The sequence below is a fragment of the Glutamicibacter sp. AOP12-B1-11 genome (assembly GCF_052379245.1).
In the GTDB taxonomy this organism is placed as follows: Bacteria; Actinomycetota; Actinomycetes; order Actinomycetales; family Micrococcaceae; genus Glutamicibacter.
Window position 1 is genome coordinate 173,948 of record NZ_JBQSYL010000001.1, and the last position, 18,028, is coordinate 191,975.

Annotated in this window: 17 protein-coding genes and 1 riboswitch; of the genes, 14 read left to right on the top strand and 3 right to left on the bottom strand. The window is 61.3% G+C overall.

Annotated elements, in window-relative coordinates:
* The first annotated feature begins 48 nt into the window (after positions 1 to 48).
* The 13 genes from ACT3UQ_RS00880 (at position 49) to ACT3UQ_RS00940 (ending at position 13,955) form a co-directional block, all read left to right on the top strand.
* Positions 49 to 1,083: a methionine ABC transporter ATP-binding protein gene (locus ACT3UQ_RS00880; protein WP_096285688.1), complete on the top strand. Its 1,035-nt coding sequence runs from the start codon at positions 49 to 51 to the stop codon at positions 1,081 to 1,083.
* On the top strand, positions 1,080 to 1,775 hold the full coding sequence (locus tag ACT3UQ_RS00885; RefSeq protein WP_096285686.1) for a methionine ABC transporter permease: 696 nt from the start codon (positions 1,080 to 1,082) through the stop codon (positions 1,773 to 1,775). The genes ACT3UQ_RS00880 and ACT3UQ_RS00885 overlap by 4 nt, the downstream gene beginning before the upstream one ends.
* 25 nt (positions 1,776 to 1,800) lie before the next feature.
* Positions 1,801 to 2,712 carry a MetQ/NlpA family ABC transporter substrate-binding protein gene (locus tag ACT3UQ_RS00890; protein WP_096285684.1) on the top strand — a complete coding sequence of 304 codons (912 nt, stop codon included), beginning with the start codon at positions 1,801 to 1,803 and terminating at the stop codon, positions 2,710 to 2,712.
* Between the two features lie 316 nt (positions 2,713 to 3,028).
* Positions 3,029 to 3,119: riboswitch (SAM riboswitch) on the top strand.
* A gap of 122 nt (positions 3,120 to 3,241) precedes the next feature.
* A complete protein-coding gene (locus ACT3UQ_RS00895) occupies positions 3,242 to 4,882 on the top strand; it encodes an ABC transporter substrate-binding protein (protein WP_444636347.1) in 1,641 nt (546 codons plus the stop codon).
* A gap of 11 nt (positions 4,883 to 4,893) precedes the next feature.
* Entirely contained in the window at positions 4,894 to 5,850 is a 957-nt protein-coding gene (locus tag ACT3UQ_RS00900) for an ABC transporter permease (protein ID WP_105649869.1), read from the top strand.
* 15 nt (positions 5,851 to 5,865) lie between these two features.
* The gene (locus ACT3UQ_RS00905; protein WP_444636348.1) at positions 5,866 to 6,756 is read left to right on the top strand and encodes an ABC transporter permease; all 891 of its coding nucleotides are present in this window, start codon (positions 5,866 to 5,868) and stop codon (positions 6,754 to 6,756) included.
* A 38-nt stretch (positions 6,757 to 6,794) separates the two neighbouring features.
* The gene (locus ACT3UQ_RS00910) at positions 6,795 to 8,417 is read left to right on the top strand and encodes an ABC transporter ATP-binding protein (protein WP_105569766.1); all 1,623 of its coding nucleotides are present in this window, start codon (positions 6,795 to 6,797) and stop codon (positions 8,415 to 8,417) included.
* A gap of 50 nt (positions 8,418 to 8,467) precedes the next feature.
* The gene (locus ACT3UQ_RS00915) at positions 8,468 to 9,691 is read left to right on the top strand and encodes an acyl-CoA dehydrogenase family protein (protein WP_105553527.1); all 1,224 of its coding nucleotides are present in this window, start codon (positions 8,468 to 8,470) and stop codon (positions 9,689 to 9,691) included.
* A gap of 1 nt (position 9,692) precedes the next feature.
* Positions 9,693 to 11,105, top strand: a complete 1,413-nt coding sequence (locus ACT3UQ_RS00920) for an NtaA/DmoA family FMN-dependent monooxygenase (RefSeq protein WP_105553526.1) — start codon at positions 9,693 to 9,695, stop codon at positions 11,103 to 11,105.
* 78 nt (positions 11,106 to 11,183) lie between these two features.
* On the top strand, positions 11,184 to 11,600 hold the full coding sequence (locus tag ACT3UQ_RS00925) for a CoA-binding protein (protein WP_105569765.1): 417 nt from the start codon (positions 11,184 to 11,186) through the stop codon (positions 11,598 to 11,600).
* An 85-nt stretch (positions 11,601 to 11,685) separates the two neighbouring features.
* Positions 11,686 to 12,102: an MmcQ/YjbR family DNA-binding protein gene (locus ACT3UQ_RS00930; protein WP_105569764.1), complete on the top strand. Its 417-nt coding sequence runs from the start codon at positions 11,686 to 11,688 to the stop codon at positions 12,100 to 12,102.
* Positions 12,103 to 12,107: 5 nt separating this feature from the next.
* A complete protein-coding gene (locus tag ACT3UQ_RS00935) occupies positions 12,108 to 12,431 on the top strand; it encodes a putative quinol monooxygenase (RefSeq protein WP_181148446.1) in 324 nt (107 codons plus the stop codon).
* 162 nt (positions 12,432 to 12,593) lie between these two features.
* The gene (locus ACT3UQ_RS00940; RefSeq protein WP_444636350.1) at positions 12,594 to 13,955 is read left to right on the top strand and encodes an FAD-dependent oxidoreductase; all 1,362 of its coding nucleotides are present in this window, start codon (positions 12,594 to 12,596) and stop codon (positions 13,953 to 13,955) included.
* 70 nt (positions 13,956 to 14,025) lie between these two features.
* On the opposite strand, the gene ACT3UQ_RS00945 is transcribed toward ACT3UQ_RS00940, so the two are convergent.
* Entirely contained in the window at positions 14,026 to 16,254 is a 2,229-nt protein-coding gene (locus tag ACT3UQ_RS00945; RefSeq protein ID WP_105553521.1) for a bifunctional metallophosphatase/5'-nucleotidase, read from the bottom strand.
* Between the two features lie 193 nt (positions 16,255 to 16,447).
* On the opposite strand from ACT3UQ_RS00945, the gene ACT3UQ_RS00950 reads away from it, so the two are divergent.
* Positions 16,448 to 16,804 carry a zinc ribbon domain-containing protein YjdM gene (locus ACT3UQ_RS00950; RefSeq protein ID WP_105553520.1) on the top strand — a complete coding sequence of 119 codons (357 nt, stop codon included), beginning with the start codon at positions 16,448 to 16,450 and terminating at the stop codon, positions 16,802 to 16,804.
* Between the two features lie 4 nt (positions 16,805 to 16,808).
* On the opposite strand, the gene ACT3UQ_RS00955 is transcribed toward ACT3UQ_RS00950, so the two are convergent.
* Together ACT3UQ_RS00955 and ACT3UQ_RS00960 are read right to left on the bottom strand one after the other, a co-directional pair.
* A complete protein-coding gene (locus tag ACT3UQ_RS00955; RefSeq protein WP_096285657.1) occupies positions 16,809 to 17,015 on the bottom strand; it encodes a hypothetical protein in 207 nt (68 codons plus the stop codon).
* Positions 17,016 to 17,184: 169 nt separating this feature from the next.
* Positions 17,185 to 17,892 (bottom strand): HNH endonuclease family protein, encoded by a 708-nt coding sequence (locus ACT3UQ_RS00960; RefSeq protein ID WP_105553675.1) that lies wholly within the window; start codon positions 17,890 to 17,892, stop codon positions 17,185 to 17,187.
* Positions 17,893 to 18,028 lie beyond the last annotated feature (136 nt).

Genomic DNA, 18,028 nt, shown 5'->3' on the forward strand with positions numbered 1-18,028 from the left:
GCCAGCACCAAGGAGAACAAATGCAAACGACGTTATCTGGACGATCACATGATTGAGATTCGCCAGCTGCATAAGCACTACGAAACGGCCCAGGGCCGTGTGGAGGTCCTCAAGGGGATCGACCTGGACGTTCAATCGGGGACAATCACCGCGGTGGTTGGGCCCTCAGGCGCCGGGAAGTCCACCTTGTCCCATTGCATCTCGCTGTTGGAAAAGCCCAGCAGCGGTCAGATCCTGGTAGAAGGCAAGGACTTGTCGGTGCTCTCTGGCAAAGAACTATGCGCCGAACGTCGTGCCATCGGCACGATCTTCCAGAACTCGGCCCTTTTGCGCCGCATGACGGTAGCCGAAAACGTTGCGTTGCCGCTGCGAAACCTGGGAGTAGTCCACCACGAGATGGAAAACCGGGTCGCTGAACTCCTGAATCGCGTAGGTCTGGCGGATTGGGCAAATTCGTACCCCGGAGAACTTTCCGGTGGCCAACGCCAACGCGTGGGCATTGCCCGAGCGCTGGCGCTGCGTCCGCGTCTGCTGCTCTCCGATGAAGCAACCTCGGGGCTCGACCCGGAATCCACCACGCAGGTGCTGGAACTGCTTGATTCCCTGCGCACCGACTTGGGCTTGGCGATTATCTTGATCACCCACGAGATGGATGTGGTGCGCCATATCGCCGACCGCGTCGCGCAACTCGATGGCGGTCGAATCGCCGAGTACGGCGAACTTCGAGGCCTGGTAGCGGATCCGGGATCGGTGACCGGTTCAAAGCTTCTGCCATTGCGCCCCGATCTGGTGCCCGCCGGCTACGACTTCACGCTGACCGTGGCCTACCAGGCGGCAAATGTGGACCCAGCCTGGATATCCCGGCTGGGAACCGAACATGGCGCGCGGGTCGCGCTGCTCGGTGGCTCCGTGGAAGCACACCACGAGGGAACGCTGGGCCGCGTTGAAATCGGTCTCGCGGGCATTGCCGCAGAACGAGCTATTGCCGTCTTGGCTGGATGGGGATTGCGCGCCACGCCACGATCCCAGCAGCTCCTCGCGAGTGTGGCCGACCGCGCGGAACGCATCGAGGTGGCGGTATGAGAATCCCAACCGAAAGCGCAGCGGTCGGTACCGACACCCCATGGAACGAACTGCCCGCCCTGATGCTTCCTGCCTATGGACAGACCTGGGCAATGGTCGGCATCGTGATGGTCTTGGTGATCATTTTTGGCGGCATCATGGGTTTGGCGCTGTTCAACACCGACCGGCAGGGTCTCTTTCCGCACGACAAGAGCCATGCGGCACTGAGCTGGTTCGTCAACATGGGACGCTCATTGCCGTTCCTGGTCTTGATGGCGGCGATTATTCCATTCACCAAATGGGTGACCGGAACCACCATCGGCATTTGGGCAGCAGTGGTGCCGATGACCATTGCGGGCATTCCCTTCTTCGCGCGGCTCGTGCAGAACGCGCTCAATGATCTGCCTAAGGAGAACCTGGCCGTCGGGCTGGTGACCGGTGGATCGCCGCTGCAAATCATCGGGGCAACCCAGATCCGTGAGGCGCTGCCCGCCCTGGCCTCCGCCGTCACGCTGAACACCATCTCGATGGTCGAGTATTCGGCCATCGCGGGAACCATCGGGGCCGGCGGCATCGGCTATCTGGCGGTCACCTACGGCTATCAGCGGTTCGACATGAATGTCATGCTTGCCACGATCCTTGCGCTCATTCTGACCGTGCAAGCAGTCCAATTCCTCGGCGATCGCATCGCCCGCGCGCTGGCCCGCCCCTAAGCGCCCTAGAACAAACGAGAAGAACATGACGACTTCACCCAAAGGCCATGACCATGGCTTCACTCTGCGTAAAAACACCGCGAAACTGCCTTGGACCATCGCGGCATGCGCGACCATTGTGGCGCTCGTCCTTGGCGCGTTGCTGGTTCAGCAAAAGTCCGCTCCAGCGCTCGCGTCCACCGAGCCCGGCAAAACGAATTTCAAGGTCCATTTTGAACCGGCAATGGCCGGGGAAGAGAAGATCCTGAAATTCGTGGCCGAGACCATCGCGCCGGATTATGGAATCGAGATAGAACCCATTGGGCTTCAGGATCCAATCCAGGCGAACCGCGCCGTGGCCGAAGGGCAGTTCGACGCGACCATCTTTGAACATGAGTGGTACATGCGGCAATCGGCAGAAGCCGCCGGCGTGGAATTGACGCCAACCGTTGAACTGTACCAATGGGGCTTCGGTCTGTATTCCACCCGCTACGAATCGGTCGAGGTTCTCCCCGAGGGGTCGACGCTGCTCCTGCCTAACGACGTCGCCAACCAGGGGCAAGCGCTTTGGCTCCTGGAGCGCGAGGGACTGCTCGGCCTGAACCCCGACATCGAACCGCGTACCGCGAAGATGGCCGACGTGGTTGACAACCCGCGCGGCTTCGAGCTGAAGGAAGCAGACCTCCTCGCCATGCCGCGCATGCTAGACGATGTGGATGCAGCCATCGGATACGTGTCGCAGTTCGATGCCGGAAAGGTCGGCCGCGACAAGGGAATCCTGTTCCCGGAACCGCCTAGAACCTTCGCCTCCAAGCTGATCTTCGGCACCGAGTTCTCCAAAACTGCCGATGCAGCCAAGCTAATCGAGGTGTTCTCCGATCCAAGACTGCAGGAATACCTGAAGAACACCGAGGATCCGTTGGTCCAAGGAGTGCTGACTCCGGTATCCGCCGAGTAGGGCCGCTCACTGGAACTATGCGAACGGCCAGCCTGAACCAGAGAGGTTCGGGCTGGCCGTTCGCTTTTATCCCGAATGTTTCGTTGGCGAGCGAGCAAATCCACCCTTGATCACGCGGGGCCGGGGATACTGCTGTCAAGGAAATCTTTTCAGCAGCGTCACGAACTGACTTATGACGATTAGTGACCGGCTTCAGGGCCTGTTTTTGCCCCAAAGTGTGTATTGGGATGACTTCGTGACGCGTATATAACGTCATGGTTGGTCACACCGCACCTGCGCGCGCAGACTTAAATTGTTCGGCAAAGACACCGAATGATAACCATCCAGAGCGACCGAGAGACCTGGCTCGTTGACGTTGCAGCAACCATCCCGGCAGGGAGCGGTGCTAAGGCCAGGACCGATGGAGATTGCTAGATTTCGCAACGGTCCGCACAGGGGAGAAGTCTGCCTTCTTCCCGCCCCGCAATACCGCGGCAGGATCGGGATTTCGGCGTAATCCTCGGGAAATTACCGAGAGGAACACCAGAAAATGCGCAACACACCACTGAGCCTGAAGGCCGCAGCACTACTCGCAGTTCTAGGTCTTTCGCTGACCGCCTGTGGCGGCAACAGCGCATCCACCGCGGAGAGCTCCGAGCCGGCAGCTTCCGCGGAAGCAGGCGCCCCGGTAGAGGGAGGAACCTTCACCTTTGCCGAGGTAACCCCGATCAACAACTGGCAGACCCAGGCCGCTCGCTTCTACGAGAAGGCGAATGTGCTGAACTCGGTGCTGGACCGGTTGACCTATTTTGATACCGAATCCGGCAAGCTCGTAGGCTGGATCGCCTCCGAGTTCACCGCCAATAAGGCACAGACCGAATTCACCTTCACCATTCGTGATGGCGTCACATTCTCGGACGGCACGGCCCTGGATGCCGAAGCGGTCAAGAAAAATCTGGACGCGCTGGGCTTAGGCGTGAAATCCGCGCAGATTCAACCGAACGTCGACTTTTCAGCCTACAAGAGCTCCGAGGTCGTCGGCGAGAACCAGGTCAAGGTGACCCTGAAACGCCCGGATGCGAACTTCCTGCGCTCCACCTCCTCGGTGACCGCCGGGCTGGTATCCCCGGGCACACTGGAACTGGACAATGCAGGGCAAACCGCAATATCGCAGATCGTCGGTTCCGGACCGTTCGTCTTCGAGTCCGAAAAGCCAGATGAAGAAGTCACCTTCACCAGCCGCGATGACTACGCCTGGGCCCCGGAAACCGCAGCAAACCAGGGTGACGCATACCTTGAACAACTGGTCGTCAAGTACCTGCCAGAAGTTGCCCACCGGGCCGGCGCGGCGCAGTCCGGCCAGGTCGATTTGGTCCGCGGACTGCAGCCCGTTGACGAAGAGGTGCTCAGCGCCGGAGGCGGGCAGATCTTCGCCGCCCAAGGCGTGGACCTGACTACCAACCATGCCGCGATTCGAATCGGTTCGGGCAAGCTGGCCGAGACCAAGGTGCGCCAGGCGTTGCAGGTGGGAATCGACCGCCAGGCGCTGAAGGACACGGTCCTCTCGGACAGCTATGTGCTCGCAGGATCGATCCTCAACCACCAGGCACCGGGCTTCGTGGATCTGTCTGCCGAGCTCGGCTATGACCCGGAGAAGTCCAAGGCCTTGCTTGAAGAAGCGGGCTGGAGCGTTGGTGCGGACGGGATCCGTGAGAAGGACGGCAAGAAGCTTGAAATCACGGTGGCCAGCTCGAATAACTCCGTGGTCATCAAGCCAGCCTTCGAGCTGATCGAACAGCAATGGCGGGAGATCGGAGTGCAGCTGGTCAACCGTGCTGCGGACAATTCATTTTTGACCAACGCCATGGTCGATGACCAGATCGAATTCTTCGGAACCCGCCAGTTCGCCTACGGCGGCCTGGGGCCGGTCTACGCGCCGGCGACAAATAACCAGACGCTGAACGCCGACAAGGAACTGAACGAATTGTTCACCCGCGAGCAGGCGGCGACCACCGAAGAAGAGCATCTGGAGCTCATCGGCGAGGAGCAGCGCGCGCTGGTACTGGACAAGGCATTGACCCTCGTGTTGTGGGACGAAGTGCAGGTGTACGGCGCCAACAAGGACGCGCACATCGACTTCACCTCCGGCACCGCACCAATCTTCCAGGGCGCCTGGAAGAGCAACGGCTAAAGGAACTCAACATGGGTGGATACATCGCACAACGCATCGGTCAGGCACTGCTGGTGATCCTGCTGGCCTACACCGCGGTCTTCCTCGCGGTGCAGGCCCTGCCGAACGACCCGGTCACGATCTTCCTCTCCGCAGACTCGTCTGCGGATCCGGCAACGATCGCGCAGATGAAGGCCTACTACGGCTATGACCAGCCGCTGATCGTGCAGTACTTCACCCAGCTCGGTGCGCTGCTGACCGGAGACCTGGGCTATTCCCTGTCCTCCGGCTCGGCGGTGTCCACCCGAATAGGCGAGGTCATCGGCTCCACGCTGCTGCTCGCCGGTAGCGCCTTCGCCCTGGCGCTGGTGCTGGCGGTCGCGTTGACCGCCGCCGCCAGCCTGTCGCGCCGCACCCGGGTCCGCAACGCCCTGCTGAATCTGCCACCGCTGATGATTTCCATCCCGGTGTTCTGGCTCGGACTGGTGCTGCTTCAGGTGCTCGCGGTGCAGCTCGGGGTGATGTCGCTGTTCCCGGACGGCTCGTTCCTCTCGCTGGCGGTGCCGATCCTCGTTCTGGCCATCCACCTCAGCGCACCCATCGCCCAGGTGCTGATCAAGAGCGTGCACGAGGTGAACACTCAGCCCTTCGTCGATGTCTTGCGGGCCAAGGGCGCCAGCGAGGAATGGATCTTCTACCGGCACACGCTGAAAAACGCCGCCCCGGCGGCGCTATCCATCGCGGGCATCACCATCGGCACCCTGCTCGCCGGTTCCGTTATCACCGAGACGGTTTTTGCCCGTGCCGGACTGGGCCAGCTGGTGCTGCAGGCGGTCACGGTGCAGGACATCCCGCTGGTGCAGGGACTGGTGCTGCTCACCGCCGCCGCCTTTACCGCGGTGAATCTGCTCGTCGACCTGATCCATCCGAAGCTTGATCCACGCATCATCACCTCCCACGCCGGTTCGCCTCGCGCGCTGGCAGCCTAGGGAAAGGAAACGATCATGAGTCTTTTGACCGAACGGGGCACCCCGGCCGTGGAGCTGGCCACTGGCAGCGCGCTCCGACCGGAGCATGGCGCCACGCCCAAGGCCACGCTGCTTGGCTGGTTGCGGAACTGGTGGGTGCTCCTCCCGCTGGCGCTTCTGCTCGCCTGGGCGGTATTGCCGGGGCTGTTCACCGGGCAGGACCCGCTCACCGGGGTGCCGCAGCAGAAGCTCGCGGAACCATCGCTGGCCCATCCCTTCGGAACCGACCACCTGGGGCGCGACGTCTATGCCCGGGTGGTCCACGGAACCAGCCAGACGCTGATGACCGCCGGACTGGCCTGCCTGATCGGCAGCGTGGTGGGCAGCCTGCTGGGCCTGCTCGCCGCCACCGCCGGCCGTTTCGCCGATTCGGTCGCGATGCGCTTCGTCGACGTGGTGCTGGCGGTTCCCGCCTTCCTGATCGCGCTGATCCTGGTCACCGCGACCGAACCCGGTCCATTCTCGCTGGGACTCGGTGTGGGCATCGCCTCGATCGCGGCCTTCGCGCGGCTTGTCCGCACCGAGGTGCTGCGCGTACGTTCACGCGATTTCGTGCAAGCGGCGCTGATGAGCGGTGGCGGCTACCTCACCGTGCTGCGCCGCCATATCATCCCGCACGTGATCGGCCCGGTGCTCGCCCTGCTGGCGGTCGACCTGGGTGCGGCGATCCTGGCGATCTCCGGGCTCGGCTTCCTAGGATTCGGCTCGCCGCCGCCAACACCCGAATGGGGGCTGCTGATCTCCGAAGGCCGCCAATACCTCACCGTCGCCTGGTGGTTGACCACGCTTCCGGGGCTGGTGATCGTCGCGGCAGTGATGCTCACCGCCGTGCTCGGCCGCGCAATCAACAAGGCATTCCGCTTCTAACCGGCATCGGGGACCAAAATTTGTGAAGGGATCAGATTATGACTACCAAGAACACCGGCACCAACCCGGTCGTGCGCATCGAGGATCTTTCGGTGCGGTACGCCCAAGGCACCCTCGCCGCGCAGGGGATCAACCTCGAAATCCCGGCCGGGCAGATCGTGGCAATCGTTGGCGAATCGGGTTCGGGGAAATCGACGCTGACCAAGGCACTGATCGGGCTGCTTCCCCAGGACGCCAGCACCACCGGCAGCATCCGCTTTGGCGGCACCGAGGTCACCGCGCTGAGCTTGCGTCAATGGCGCGATATCCGGGGCGCCGGTATCGGGCTGGTCCCGCAGGACCCGGGCGCCTCGCTCGACCCGGTGAAGACCATCGGCTCGCAGCTCATCGAGGTGTTCCGCCTACACCCGTCCCGTTCGGTGCCCAAGAACCGGTGGCGTGAAAAAGCCATCGAACTGCTCGGCAGCGTCGGGATCGACCGGGCGGAGCAACGCCTGAGCCAGTACCCGCACGAGCTATCCGGCGGGCTGAAGCAACGCGTGCTGATCGCCATCGCCTTCGCGCTGAATCCGCAGCTGCTGATCGCCGACGAGCCAACCAGCGCACTGGATGTCACCGTGCAGCGCACGGTGCTTGAAGTCTTCGTGTCCCTGGCCCGGCAGAAGGGGACCACCGTCCTGTTCGTCACCCACGACCTCGCCGTAGCTACCGACATCGCCGACCGGGTGCTGGTGATGAATGGTGGCGAGGTTCTCGAAGACCGTTCGGTCCGCGAGCTGATTGCCAGCAGCACCAATGACTACACCAAGGCCCTGCTCGACCAGGCGTACGCCACCAACCAGCGCCGAGACACGGCCGAAATCAGCGACGTGGCGATTCGCGTGACGGACCTCGGCAAGGAGTTTGGACAGGGTTCCAAGGCGCATCAGGCGGTCCAGCAGGTCAGCTTCGAGGTGGCTCGCGGCACGACCTTCTCGCTGGTCGGAGAGTCGGGATCGGGAAAGTCGACGACGGCTAAAATCATCATGGGGCTGCTTGGCGCAAGCCAGGGCAGCGTCGAGGTGAACGGCCAGGACGTCAGCTCAATCGGCGGCAAGCAGCGCTACGCGCTGTGGCGCGAGGCGCAGCTGGTTTACCAGAACCCCGACTCGGCTCTGGACCCCCGGCAAACGGTCCGTTCGATCATCCAGGAGCCGATGCGCAACTACAGGCTTGGCGATTCAGCCTGGCGCGAAGCACGTACGAACGAGCTGATGGCGCAGGTGAACCTCGCCCCGGAACTGGCCGCCAAGCGCTCGCCGGAACTTTCCGGGGGCCAGCGCCAACGCGTGGCCATCGCCCGCGCCCTGGCCAGCGGCGCGAAGATCCTGGTCCTCGACGAAGCATTGAGCGCGCTCGATGTGCTCACCCAGGAACAGATCCTCAACTTGCTCGATCGGCTGCAGACCGAACAGCAATTGACCTACCTGTTCATCTCCCATGACCTGCACGTGGTCGAACGGATCAGCCACCGGGTGGGCGTGATGCGCCGCGGCGAACTGGTGGAAACCGGAACCGTTGAGCAGGTGTTCTCCAACCCCCGCCATGAATACACGCGCACCCTGCTTGCGGCGAACCCCGGCGCGGTGCTGCGCGAATTCGAGCACCTGCGCAGCGCCTGAGCGGCAGATTCATCCCAGACAGATTTCCAGTGACAAGGAATGAGAAGCACATGAGCATTGACCTCAGCCAAACCCTGAGTCCCGAAGCCACCTACCAGGCCCTGGCTGAGCGTTTCGCTCCGGTCTTCGCCCGCGTGGGCGAGGGCGCTACGCAGCGCGAGCAGCAGCGGATCCTGCCCTTCGAGCAGGTGCAATGGCTCAAGGACGCCGGCTTCACCACGTTGCGTGTGCCGCGCAGCCACGGCGGGGAACCGGTCAGCCACGAGCATCTTTTCCGGCTGCTGATCGAATTGGCCTCCGCGGATTCGAACGTCGCCCACCTGCTGCGCAGCCACTTCTCCTTTGTCGAAACGATCGCGCTGCAGCCCCAAGAATTCCAGGACCGCTGGTTCCCCCGCGTGCTCGCCGGCCAGATCTTCGGCAATGCGGCCACCGAACGTGGTGGCAACGCGCTGGGAACCACCAACACCCGGCTCAGCCGGGGCGCTGTCGGCTGGGTGCTCAACGGCGAAAAGTACTACACCACCGGCTCGATCTTCGCCGATTGGGTAGTCGTGATGGCCTCCACCGAAGGCGTCGAAGGCCGCCAGTACGCAATCGTTGACCGCCACGGCGAAGGGGTGGAGATCCTTGACGACTGGGACGGCTTCGGCCAGCCGCTGACCGGTACCGGAACCGGTATTTTTACCGAGGTTCCCGTTGAAGAGGCAAATATCCTGCAACGCAAGGTCGCCTCCACGCTGGAGCCCGCGTTCTTCCAGCTTTGCCTGCTTGCGGTACTCGTCGGCATCGGCAAGGCCGCGCGTGACGAGGCCGCCCGCATCGTGGAAACCCGCACCCGGACCTTCAATACCGGCTCCGGAGAATTGTTCCGCAACGATCCGCAGATTCAGGAACTGGTGGGCCGGCTTGCGGCGAACGTATACGCCGCGGAAGCTATTGTGGTCACCGCGGCCCGCGAACTGGATGCCGCCCACGACCCGGCGCTGAACCTGGATGACGAAGCCGCTTTCCTACGCGCGGAGATCGCGGTGCAGCAGGCACACGTCATCACGCCCAAGCTGGTGCTCGATGCGACGAGCGAACTGTTCGACGTCACCGGCGCCTCGGCGGTGTCCACCAGCAAGTCGCTGGACCGCTACTGGCGCAACGCACGCACCGTCGCCACGCACAACCCGGTGGCCTTCAAGGCCCGCTCGGTAGGCGACTACTTCATCAATGGCACGATTCCGACCGGCCTGAACTCAATCGGCGAAGCCAAGGGAGCAAAGTAAAATGGGTACCTTCGAAACACGACCACGCTTCATCCTCTCGGCCTTCCTGATGAATACTTCTAGCCATATCCTCGGCGGAATGTGGCGTCATCCGGAAGCGCAACAGGACCGGTTCCATGAGCTGGGGCTCTGGGTGGATCTGGCCAAGAAACTCGAAGATGCGAAATTCGACAACCTGTTCTTCGCCGACGTGGCCGGACTGTACGCAGATCACGAGGGCGGTTGGGCCTCCCTGGCACGCAAGGGAATGCAAATCCCGAGCCACGACCCGCTGGTGCTGCTTTCGGCGCTGGCCGCCAGCACCAAGGAGATCGGGCTGGCGATGACCAGTTCGGTCGTCCAGTCCCATCCGTTCCAATTCGCACGACAGATCTCCACGCTGGACCATCTCTCGCAAGGACGCGTGGCATGGAATATCGTGACCAGCGTGCTGGAGAACTCGCACCGCAATTTCGGCGCGAAGAACCTCATGGCCCACGACGACCGTTATGGGTGGGCCGAGGAATACGTCGATGCCGCTTACAAGCTCTGGGAAGGCTCGTGGGAAGACGATGCGCTGAAGGCCGACAAGGAATCTGGGATTTACGCCGACCCGGCGCGCATTAACAAGATCAATCACCGCGGCGAGATCTATTCGATCGACGGCCCGCATCAGGCGATTCCCAGCGCCCAGCGCACACCATTCCTCTTCCAGGCGGGATCCTCTCCTCGCGGAAGCCAATTCGCGGCCACCCATGCAGAGGCGACGTTCCTCTTCGCGCCGCACCCGGCGTATGTGGCCAAGAAGGTCGCCGCGTTGACGCAGAACCTCAACGCCGCGGGCCGCAGCCGCGAGGATCTGAAGGTCTTCGCAGGCCTTTCCTTCGTGGTCGGCTCCACCGAGGCGGAGGCCAAAGCGCTGGAAGCCGAATACGACCAGTACCTTGATCCGCACGCGATCATCGCTCACATCGGTGGAGGCATCGGCGTGGATTTGGGCGGATTGGATTTGGACACCCCGCTGGGCGAGGTGAAAACCGAGGGCGCCCAAGGCGTCCTGGAAGCCGCGCTGGCTTCCACCCCGGGCCGCAACCCGACGCTGCGCGACCTCGCGCACTACCGGGCCAAGGCCCAGCAGATCGTGGGAACCCCGGAACAGATCACCGACAAGCTGCTCGAATGGCAGGATGCGGGGATCGACGGGCTGAATGTCATCAACCACATTTTGCCTGGCTCCTATGACAACTTCATCGAGGGGCTGCTTCCCGAGCTGCGGCGGCGCGGTTTGGCGCAGAGCGAATATGCTCCGGGCAGCCTGCGTGCGAAGGTCTTTGGACGCGGAGACAAGCTTCCGGAGAACCACCCCGCGGCGCGGTACCGTGGCGCCTTCGGAGAGTTCTCCGCGACGAACACCGAAGCGGCGCTTCAGCATTAGCACGCAGACCGTTTAGGCCGCCGGGGCAAGCTGTGCACCGGCGGCCTTTTCGTATCCACACCCTGTAGGGTGACGAGCATGAACGAAAACCAGGTTAATGATCCCGAGCTCATCAGACGGTTATTGACGACTCCGGCACGCTGGGCGGTGGTGGGTTTGAGCGCTAACCCGCATCGCGTGGCGCCGTCGATCGCCCGGTACCTGCGCGACGAGTTGGGCATGGAGATCGTGCCGGTGTCCTTGCGCGCAGAAAATGCGCTCGGCGAACGAGGCTATGCCAAGCTCGCCGATATCCCTGGAAAGATCGATGTGGTGAACTGCTTCGTGAACTCGCACAAGGTGGGCGATGTTGTCGACCAGGCGATCAGCGTTGGAGCGTCGGCCATCTGGATGCAATTGGGCGTCAGAGACGACGCGGCTGCTCAACGGGCCAAGGACGCCGGCCTGGAAGTTGTCATGGATACCTGCCCGAAAATTGAGTATCCGCTGCTCTGAAAAGCAGCTCTCTCCCACGGCACGCCGGGAAAACTTGGTACCGTGGCAGGCAGCAACCCAGAGCCATAAATGAAGGGGCAGATCGATGGCCGAAGCTTCGATGGAAGAACTCCACGAACGGTGGCGTGCTCTCTGCCTGGAGTTGCCCGGGGCATTCGAGGACCACCCTTTTGGTGAAGACAGCACCGTGTTCAAAGTTTCCGGCCGCGACCGCGCTAAAGCCAAGATGTTCGGGCTGCTCATGGTGCACCGGGGCGAGCTGCTGCTGAACCTCAAATGCGAACCCGCGATCGCAGACCAGCTGCGCAGCGAATATGACGAGATTATCCCCGGATATCATATGAGCAAAAAACACTGGAATTCGGTGCGTCCGGGGCTGGAACCGCAGCACCTGCGGGAACTCGTTGAGGACTCCTATGATCTAGTGGTCGAGGGCATGCCGAGGCGTGACCGAGAATTCATCCGCATGCAAACAAAAATTGCGAACGAATCGCTAGACTGATTTACATGTACTTCATCGTCGTTAAATATCAGGTAAAGCCGGAATTTTCCGAAAGCTTCATGTCCCACGTTGCGCAATTCACTCAGGCTACCCGCGCCGAGGAAGGCAACCTGTGGTTCGACTGGTCGCGAAGTGTCGAGGACGCGAACGGGTATGTTCTCGTCGAAGCCTTCCGCGATGACGAAGCCGCAGCGGCTCACGTCAACTCGGAGCACTTCGCAGCAGGGCTTGAGTCGATGCGTCCACTGCTCGTGCAGACCCCGAAGATCATCTCGCGCAAGATCGAAGGCGAAGACTGGGACGAAATGGGCGAGCTCCAGATCGGCTAGCCTTGCAGACAGCGAAGCGGCGCGGCCCGTAGTTGGAAGAAGAAGTTCCAACTACGGGCCGCGCCTTTCTTATTCCCCGAGTCCATAGGTTGCTTTGAAGCTACACGCGGAGAAGACTCGGCGTGGAAGCAGAAAACCAATTGTGAGGACGTGGTTGCGGCTATGGAACTTGATGTCATTGTCATTGGCTGGGGAAAGGGCGGCAAAACTCTCGCAGGAACGCTAGCCCGCGCAGGACAACGGGTGGCTATCGTTGAGCAGTCGACATCGATGTATGGCGGCACCTGCATCAACATTGGATGCGTTCCAACGAAGACCTTGATCCATGACGCGGAACAGCATCGGGGCAATAGGGCAGATGCCCACTACTTCTACAAGTCGGTCGAACGCCGCGACGAACTCACCGCGAAGATGCGCCAAAAGAACTTCTCGATGCTGAACGACCTGGACTCCGTTCTGGTGCTCACGGGCAGGGCCAGCTTCACCGGCCCGCACAGCATCAAGGTGGAAGGCGGCGAGGAGGTACTAGAGCTCAGCGCCCCGAGAATCATCATCAACACCGGGGCGCTGCCATCCGTTCCGCCAATTAGCGGCGCAGAAATTGGCGGGCGAATCCACGATTCAACGACTCTGCAACATGCTGAACTCCCGGCCAAGCTTCTTGTGGTGGGCGGCGGTTACGTGGGGCTGGAATTCGCTTCCATGTTCGCGCAATTCGGTGCGGAGGTGACCGTGCTGGATCGCGGAGCGCGGCCTTTGAAACGCGAAGACGAAGACGTTGCCGCCGAGGTGGCCTCGGCTCTATCTGATGCCGGAGTGAGCATCCTCGATTCCGCCAGTGTCACCTCGATGCGTCAGGATGCCGAAGGCGTCACGGTGACCTATCAACGAGATGGAATGGAGCGGAGCATCGAAGCCGACGCGGCGCTCCTGGCACTTGGACGAACACCTGCCACCCAGGATCTGAACTTGGAAAAGACCAACGTTCGTTTGGGCGAAAGGGGCGAGATCAAGGTTGATAAGTATTTGGCCACCAGCTCGGAGGGGATCTACGCATTGGGCGATGTCATCGGCGGGCCGCAGTTCACCTACACATCTTTAGATGACCAGCGGATCCTCAAAGACCAGTTCTTGGGGGAGGGCGCACGGAACCTCGAAGACCGGGTGGCGGTGCCAACCACCATGTTCACCACCCCGCCCCTGGCCCGGGTAGGTCTCAGCGAAGACCAGGGGCGTGCCCAAGGACTGGACATTAAGGTGGCGGTGAAAAAAGTCGCCGATATCGCGGCGATGCCACGGCCGAAAATTGTGCGGGATCCGCGAGGCATCATCAAATTTGTGGTGGATCGAAACAGCGACCAGATACTTGGTGCGGCGCTGATGCACGTAGACGCACAGGAGGTCATCAACCTGGTGGCGCTAGCCATGCGCTCCGGGATCACCGCCAGCACGCTGCGCGACTCGATCTTCACCCACCCGTCTTCGACCGAGGCGTTGAACGAGGTATTAGCAGGGTTTGACTAGTGCATAGTTCCTGAAAAGCCAACGGCACCCCGGATGGATTCCGGGGTGCCGTTGGCTTGCGCGTTCTTGCTTAGTGGGTGTTCTTCTTGCGGCTGCGAATCACCAGCAAGATGATCCCGGCGACCAGCACCACCCCTGCGGCGATGCCGATCCAGCTAGCGGCGAACCCGGTGTCCGCCAAGGAATCCTTGTCGCGAGGCTGCTCGCTAGGGGACTGCTTGCTGTCCTCGGAAGGCGTTGCGCTTGGCGACTGCGAAGGGCTTTGCGATGGCTCCTCGCTTGGGCTCTGCGAAGGTTCCTCGGTCGGTTCGGCGCTCGGAGTCGGCTCCGTGGCCGTCTCTATCACCGTGAAGTCCACCGAGATGTCCTCGCGCTGCACCTGGGAGAGGACCAGCGAGTTGGCCCCAAGCGCGGCATCGGCTGGAACGGCAAGCTCGAAGGAGGTCTTGCCTTCCGCATCCGCGGCAGGGATTTCAGCTACTGCCAATTCGCCGTCGAAAGCGGAGGCAGTTACTTCTGCTCCTTCTTCGAGGCCCATCACGGAGACCTGAGCGCTTTCGCCGGGAACGATCTCGGACGGCGAAATCTCCACGCTGGCCCAGTCGGTACCCGACAAGGTGGCGCGGCCCAAAGGTGCCGGGGAAACCACGTCGTGGGATTTGAAGTAGTTCACGGTGGCGTCCAGATCAATCTGGCCGCTGTCCGTGTGGCCGGTGGCTTCGGCAAAGGCGGCGAAGTTATCGCCGCCGGTTGCGAGGAACGCGTTGGCCGCGACCTTGAAGGATGCGCTCTCATCAAGTGGCTCACCGTTGAAGGCAATGTCCTTGATATGCTCTCCGGCAATTGCGCCTTCAACGTAGGTGTATTCCAATCCTTCGGAGATACCCAGATGCAGTTTGGTCCGTTCCGAGCCTTCCGGCTGCCACTGCTGCTCCAAAGCCTCACGGATCTGTTCGCCGGTCATCTCGAAGGTGATCAACGTATTGGCAAAGGGCTGGACGTCGGCGGCGGCCTTGTAGGTCACCGTGCCGTCTTGGCCGTAGAGCAGATCGGCGCGCAGGCCGCCTGGGTTCATGAACGCGATCTCCGCCGGCTCTCCGGCGAAGTTCTCGTTCGAGGTGGCCCACAGATGAATATCTGCCACAGTGTTTCCCAGTGTCGACTCGACACCGCGGTCGGATCCTGGCTCTTCGCCGCCGCGCAGGATGTCCTCGGAAATCTGGCCGACCTTCACGCTGCCGACTTCTTCCGACTTGTCTACGGCGTCATCGACAATCCCCTGGACCTCGACGTTTGCCTCGTAGTTTGGCGACCAATCGCCATTGGCGTCTTCGGTTGCCAGCGCGACGAGTTCCGTTGCACTCTCAACGACGTCACCGGTGGTGGCGTCGAGCTCTAGGGAAACCTTGCCCAAGGTGGTGCCGTACTGGTGCGACTGGATGACCGATCGGCCCGCGATATCGCAGTTATAGGCCTGATGCGTGTGGCCGGAGAAGATCGCGTCGATCTCGGGGCTGGCATCGCGGATGAGCGTGCCGTAATCGCTGTCCTCTTCGGCGATGACCTCGCAGGTATCGTTCTCCGAGCCGTTATGAGTCAGCAGGACCAGGACGTCGGCTTCGCCGTTGGCCTCGTCGCCATCCGAAAGCTGGGCCGCGACTCGGTTGGCCGCTTCCAGTTCGCTTCCGAAGTCAAGGGAGGAGATGCCATTCGGGCTGACCAGCGAAGGGACATCGGCGGTGACGGTGCCGATGATTCCGACGCGCAGCCCGTCCACCTCGCGGATCGCGTATTCACGCAAGGCGGGATCCTTGGTTCCCTTGTCATAGACGTTGGCGCCAAGCGCGTAGTCGGCGCCATCCATACCGGATTTTTGCCCGTAGCGTTTGATGACGCGGCCGCTGAGGTCCTCGTATCCGCCGTCGAATTCATGATTCCCTACAGCTGCGGCGTCCAAGCCGCCGGCGACAAGCGAATCGATGGTCGGTTCGTCTTCTTGAGAAGCAGAGGCGAAGGTTGATGCGCCGATGTTATCGCCGGCCGAGAGGAACAGGGTGTTCGGGTTCGCTGCGCGTTGGGCATCGACGGCGCCGGCCACTACCGCGGCGCCTGCCGAATCCCGGTCGGCTGCGATACGGCCGTGGAAATCGTTGATCCCGACGAGGTCGAGGGTGACATTTTCGCCAGCAGCGGGTGCTTCGGTGGTGGTCGCCTGAGCGGCAATTGCGCCCGAGCTGAGCAGGGACAATGCGGCTAGCGAAGCTAGCCCAGTGTTCCTTATCTGCTTGAATGCAGACATAGGTCCTCCTAGTAGTGTGCGAGTGACATGCATCATGTCTATCGCATGCAGGTGAACCTGTCGATGACTTCTCGTGAAATTTGTCCATCTATATGGAAATTACGCCGATTCCGGTATGGGCGCTACCGGCCGGCTCGCCGCTTGGCTCTCCAGGGTGAGGTAGTCGGTCGCCAGCGTTGATAGGATTTTGCCCATGAGTGAAACCTTGCCGCCGTGCCCCGAATGCTCTAGCGAATACACCTATGCCATGGACTCGCTACTTGTCTGCCCCGAATGCGCGCACGAATGGAATGCGCACACTTCTGGGGAGGAAGGCGGCAATTCCGTGGGCGCCGAAATAAAGGATGCCGTGGGCAATATCTTGCAGGATGGCGACTCGGTGACCATTGTGAAGACCATGAAGGTCAAGGGCGCGCAAGCTGCGCTGAAGTCCGGAACCAAGGTGCGTAATATCAGGCTGACTCCGGGCAGCGGTGACCATGACATCTTCGCCAAGGTCGATGGCTTCGGACCGATGGAACTGAAGTCTTCCATCGTGAAGAAAGCCTAGTCCGCTAGACCTTTCGGCGGCGCGGATCGCCGGCGGTTACTTCGGATCTATCCAGCGTGCTGGTCACCAGAATCATTGCCGAGACAATGAACATCAGTGATGAGGTCACCCAGCAGGCGGTCGCGATCTCGCGTTGCTGGACGTCCAGGGCGAGCATGAAGACGCAGACGCTGGCGGCTAGAAGTATCGAGCCGAGCAGTCGTGCCTTCATGGTGCACCAGTTTCTGTAGATTCGTGTTCATCGCGTCGGGAGTTATTCCCAAAACGCTGGACTAATACAATTCTGCCACAGGTTCACCGATTTGAATATAAAACTTTTGGTGCAATTATGGCCTATTGCCCTCATCCTTTTGTATGAGGGAGAGGCGATTGTCTGAGTTTTACAGGCATGACCTGAGGGTTTTGGCAATTGCAGTGTGTTCTGCCGGGGTCATCCACGCGCCGTATTTTGCCTTCACCTGAGTCTGGCGTGAAACGTAAGCACAGCGGAAGCTCTTGTTTGGTGGAAGCCAGGTAGCCGCATCCTTGTCACCTTTGGAGGCATTTGCCGACCCATCCGAGGCAAGAAGGTTCAACGGGTCATTGGCGAATTCGAGCCGAGTCTGTGCATCCCATTTCTGTGCGCCCTTTTGCCACGCATCAGACAACGCGACTACGTGGTCGATCTGAACTTCGGAGCTGGTTCCTTGCCCGCGCCGGAACTCGATGGTTTCTCCCGTATACGGATCATGGAAGATGCCGCTGAGCACCACGCAGTCGACCCGTGCCCGCTTGAAGACCACGTCTTCCAGATCGCGGGCCAAGATATCGTTGCGCGCATCGCAGCCGTTGCGGTCTGGGTCCTTCCAGCCTTTGCCGAATTGATCACGTGCATAACCGGTTTTTGGCGCTCGCCCCTTGCTCTCGATCTGTTCAAGCAGGGTGAGGGAATTCGCGAACTCATCTTTATCGCCCAGCGTGGTTGTCGGTTGGGCGGTGGCCTCGGGGACCAGCTCTGAAAGCTCCAATGATCCAAGCGAAGCGCAAGCACTCAAGCCAAGGGTGGCGGCTACCAGCGTGATGGAAATAATTCGTCGCGATAAGCGCATGCCCGGGGAATTCTCCTGCTTCGATAGGACCTTGGTGGATTCGTCTTCCGCCTGTAGAACTCTATTCGTTGCCACCGACAAGAGGAGTTGTTCACCTGCGTGTTCAAATGTGAGATGATTCGAGCCGCGATCTTGG

Coding starts and splice junctions, on each gene's coding strand:
- ACT3UQ_RS00880 (WP_096285688.1), top strand. CDS start 49: ATGATTGAGATTCGCCAGCTGCATAAGCACTACGAAACGGCCCAGGGC.
- ACT3UQ_RS00885 (WP_096285686.1), top strand. CDS start 1,080: ATGAGAATCCCAACCGAAAGCGCAGCGGTCGGTACCGACACCCCATGG.
- ACT3UQ_RS00890 (WP_096285684.1), top strand. CDS start 1,801: ATGACGACTTCACCCAAAGGCCATGACCATGGCTTCACTCTGCGTAAA.
- ACT3UQ_RS00895 (WP_444636347.1), top strand. CDS start 3,242: ATGCGCAACACACCACTGAGCCTGAAGGCCGCAGCACTACTCGCAGTT.
- ACT3UQ_RS00900 (WP_105649869.1), top strand. CDS start 4,894: ATGGGTGGATACATCGCACAACGCATCGGTCAGGCACTGCTGGTGATC.
- ACT3UQ_RS00905 (WP_444636348.1), top strand. CDS start 5,866: ATGAGTCTTTTGACCGAACGGGGCACCCCGGCCGTGGAGCTGGCCACT.
- ACT3UQ_RS00910 (WP_105569766.1), top strand. CDS start 6,795: ATGACTACCAAGAACACCGGCACCAACCCGGTCGTGCGCATCGAGGAT.
- ACT3UQ_RS00915 (WP_105553527.1), top strand. CDS start 8,468: ATGAGCATTGACCTCAGCCAAACCCTGAGTCCCGAAGCCACCTACCAG.
- ACT3UQ_RS00920 (WP_105553526.1), top strand. CDS start 9,693: ATGGGTACCTTCGAAACACGACCACGCTTCATCCTCTCGGCCTTCCTG.
- ACT3UQ_RS00925 (WP_105569765.1), top strand. CDS start 11,184: ATGAACGAAAACCAGGTTAATGATCCCGAGCTCATCAGACGGTTATTG.
- ACT3UQ_RS00930 (WP_105569764.1), top strand. CDS start 11,686: ATGGCCGAAGCTTCGATGGAAGAACTCCACGAACGGTGGCGTGCTCTC.
- ACT3UQ_RS00935 (WP_181148446.1), top strand. CDS start 12,108: ATGTACTTCATCGTCGTTAAATATCAGGTAAAGCCGGAATTTTCCGAA.
- ACT3UQ_RS00940 (WP_444636350.1), top strand. CDS start 12,594: ATGGAACTTGATGTCATTGTCATTGGCTGGGGAAAGGGCGGCAAAACT.
- ACT3UQ_RS00945 (WP_105553521.1), bottom strand. CDS start 16,254: ATGTCTGCATTCAAGCAGATAAGGAACACTGGGCTAGCTTCGCTAGCC.
- ACT3UQ_RS00950 (WP_105553520.1), top strand. CDS start 16,448: ATGAGTGAAACCTTGCCGCCGTGCCCCGAATGCTCTAGCGAATACACC.
- ACT3UQ_RS00955 (WP_096285657.1), bottom strand. CDS start 17,015: ATGAAGGCACGACTGCTCGGCTCGATACTTCTAGCCGCCAGCGTCTGC.
- ACT3UQ_RS00960 (WP_105553675.1), bottom strand. CDS start 17,892: ATGCGCTTATCGCGACGAATTATTTCCATCACGCTGGTAGCCGCCACC.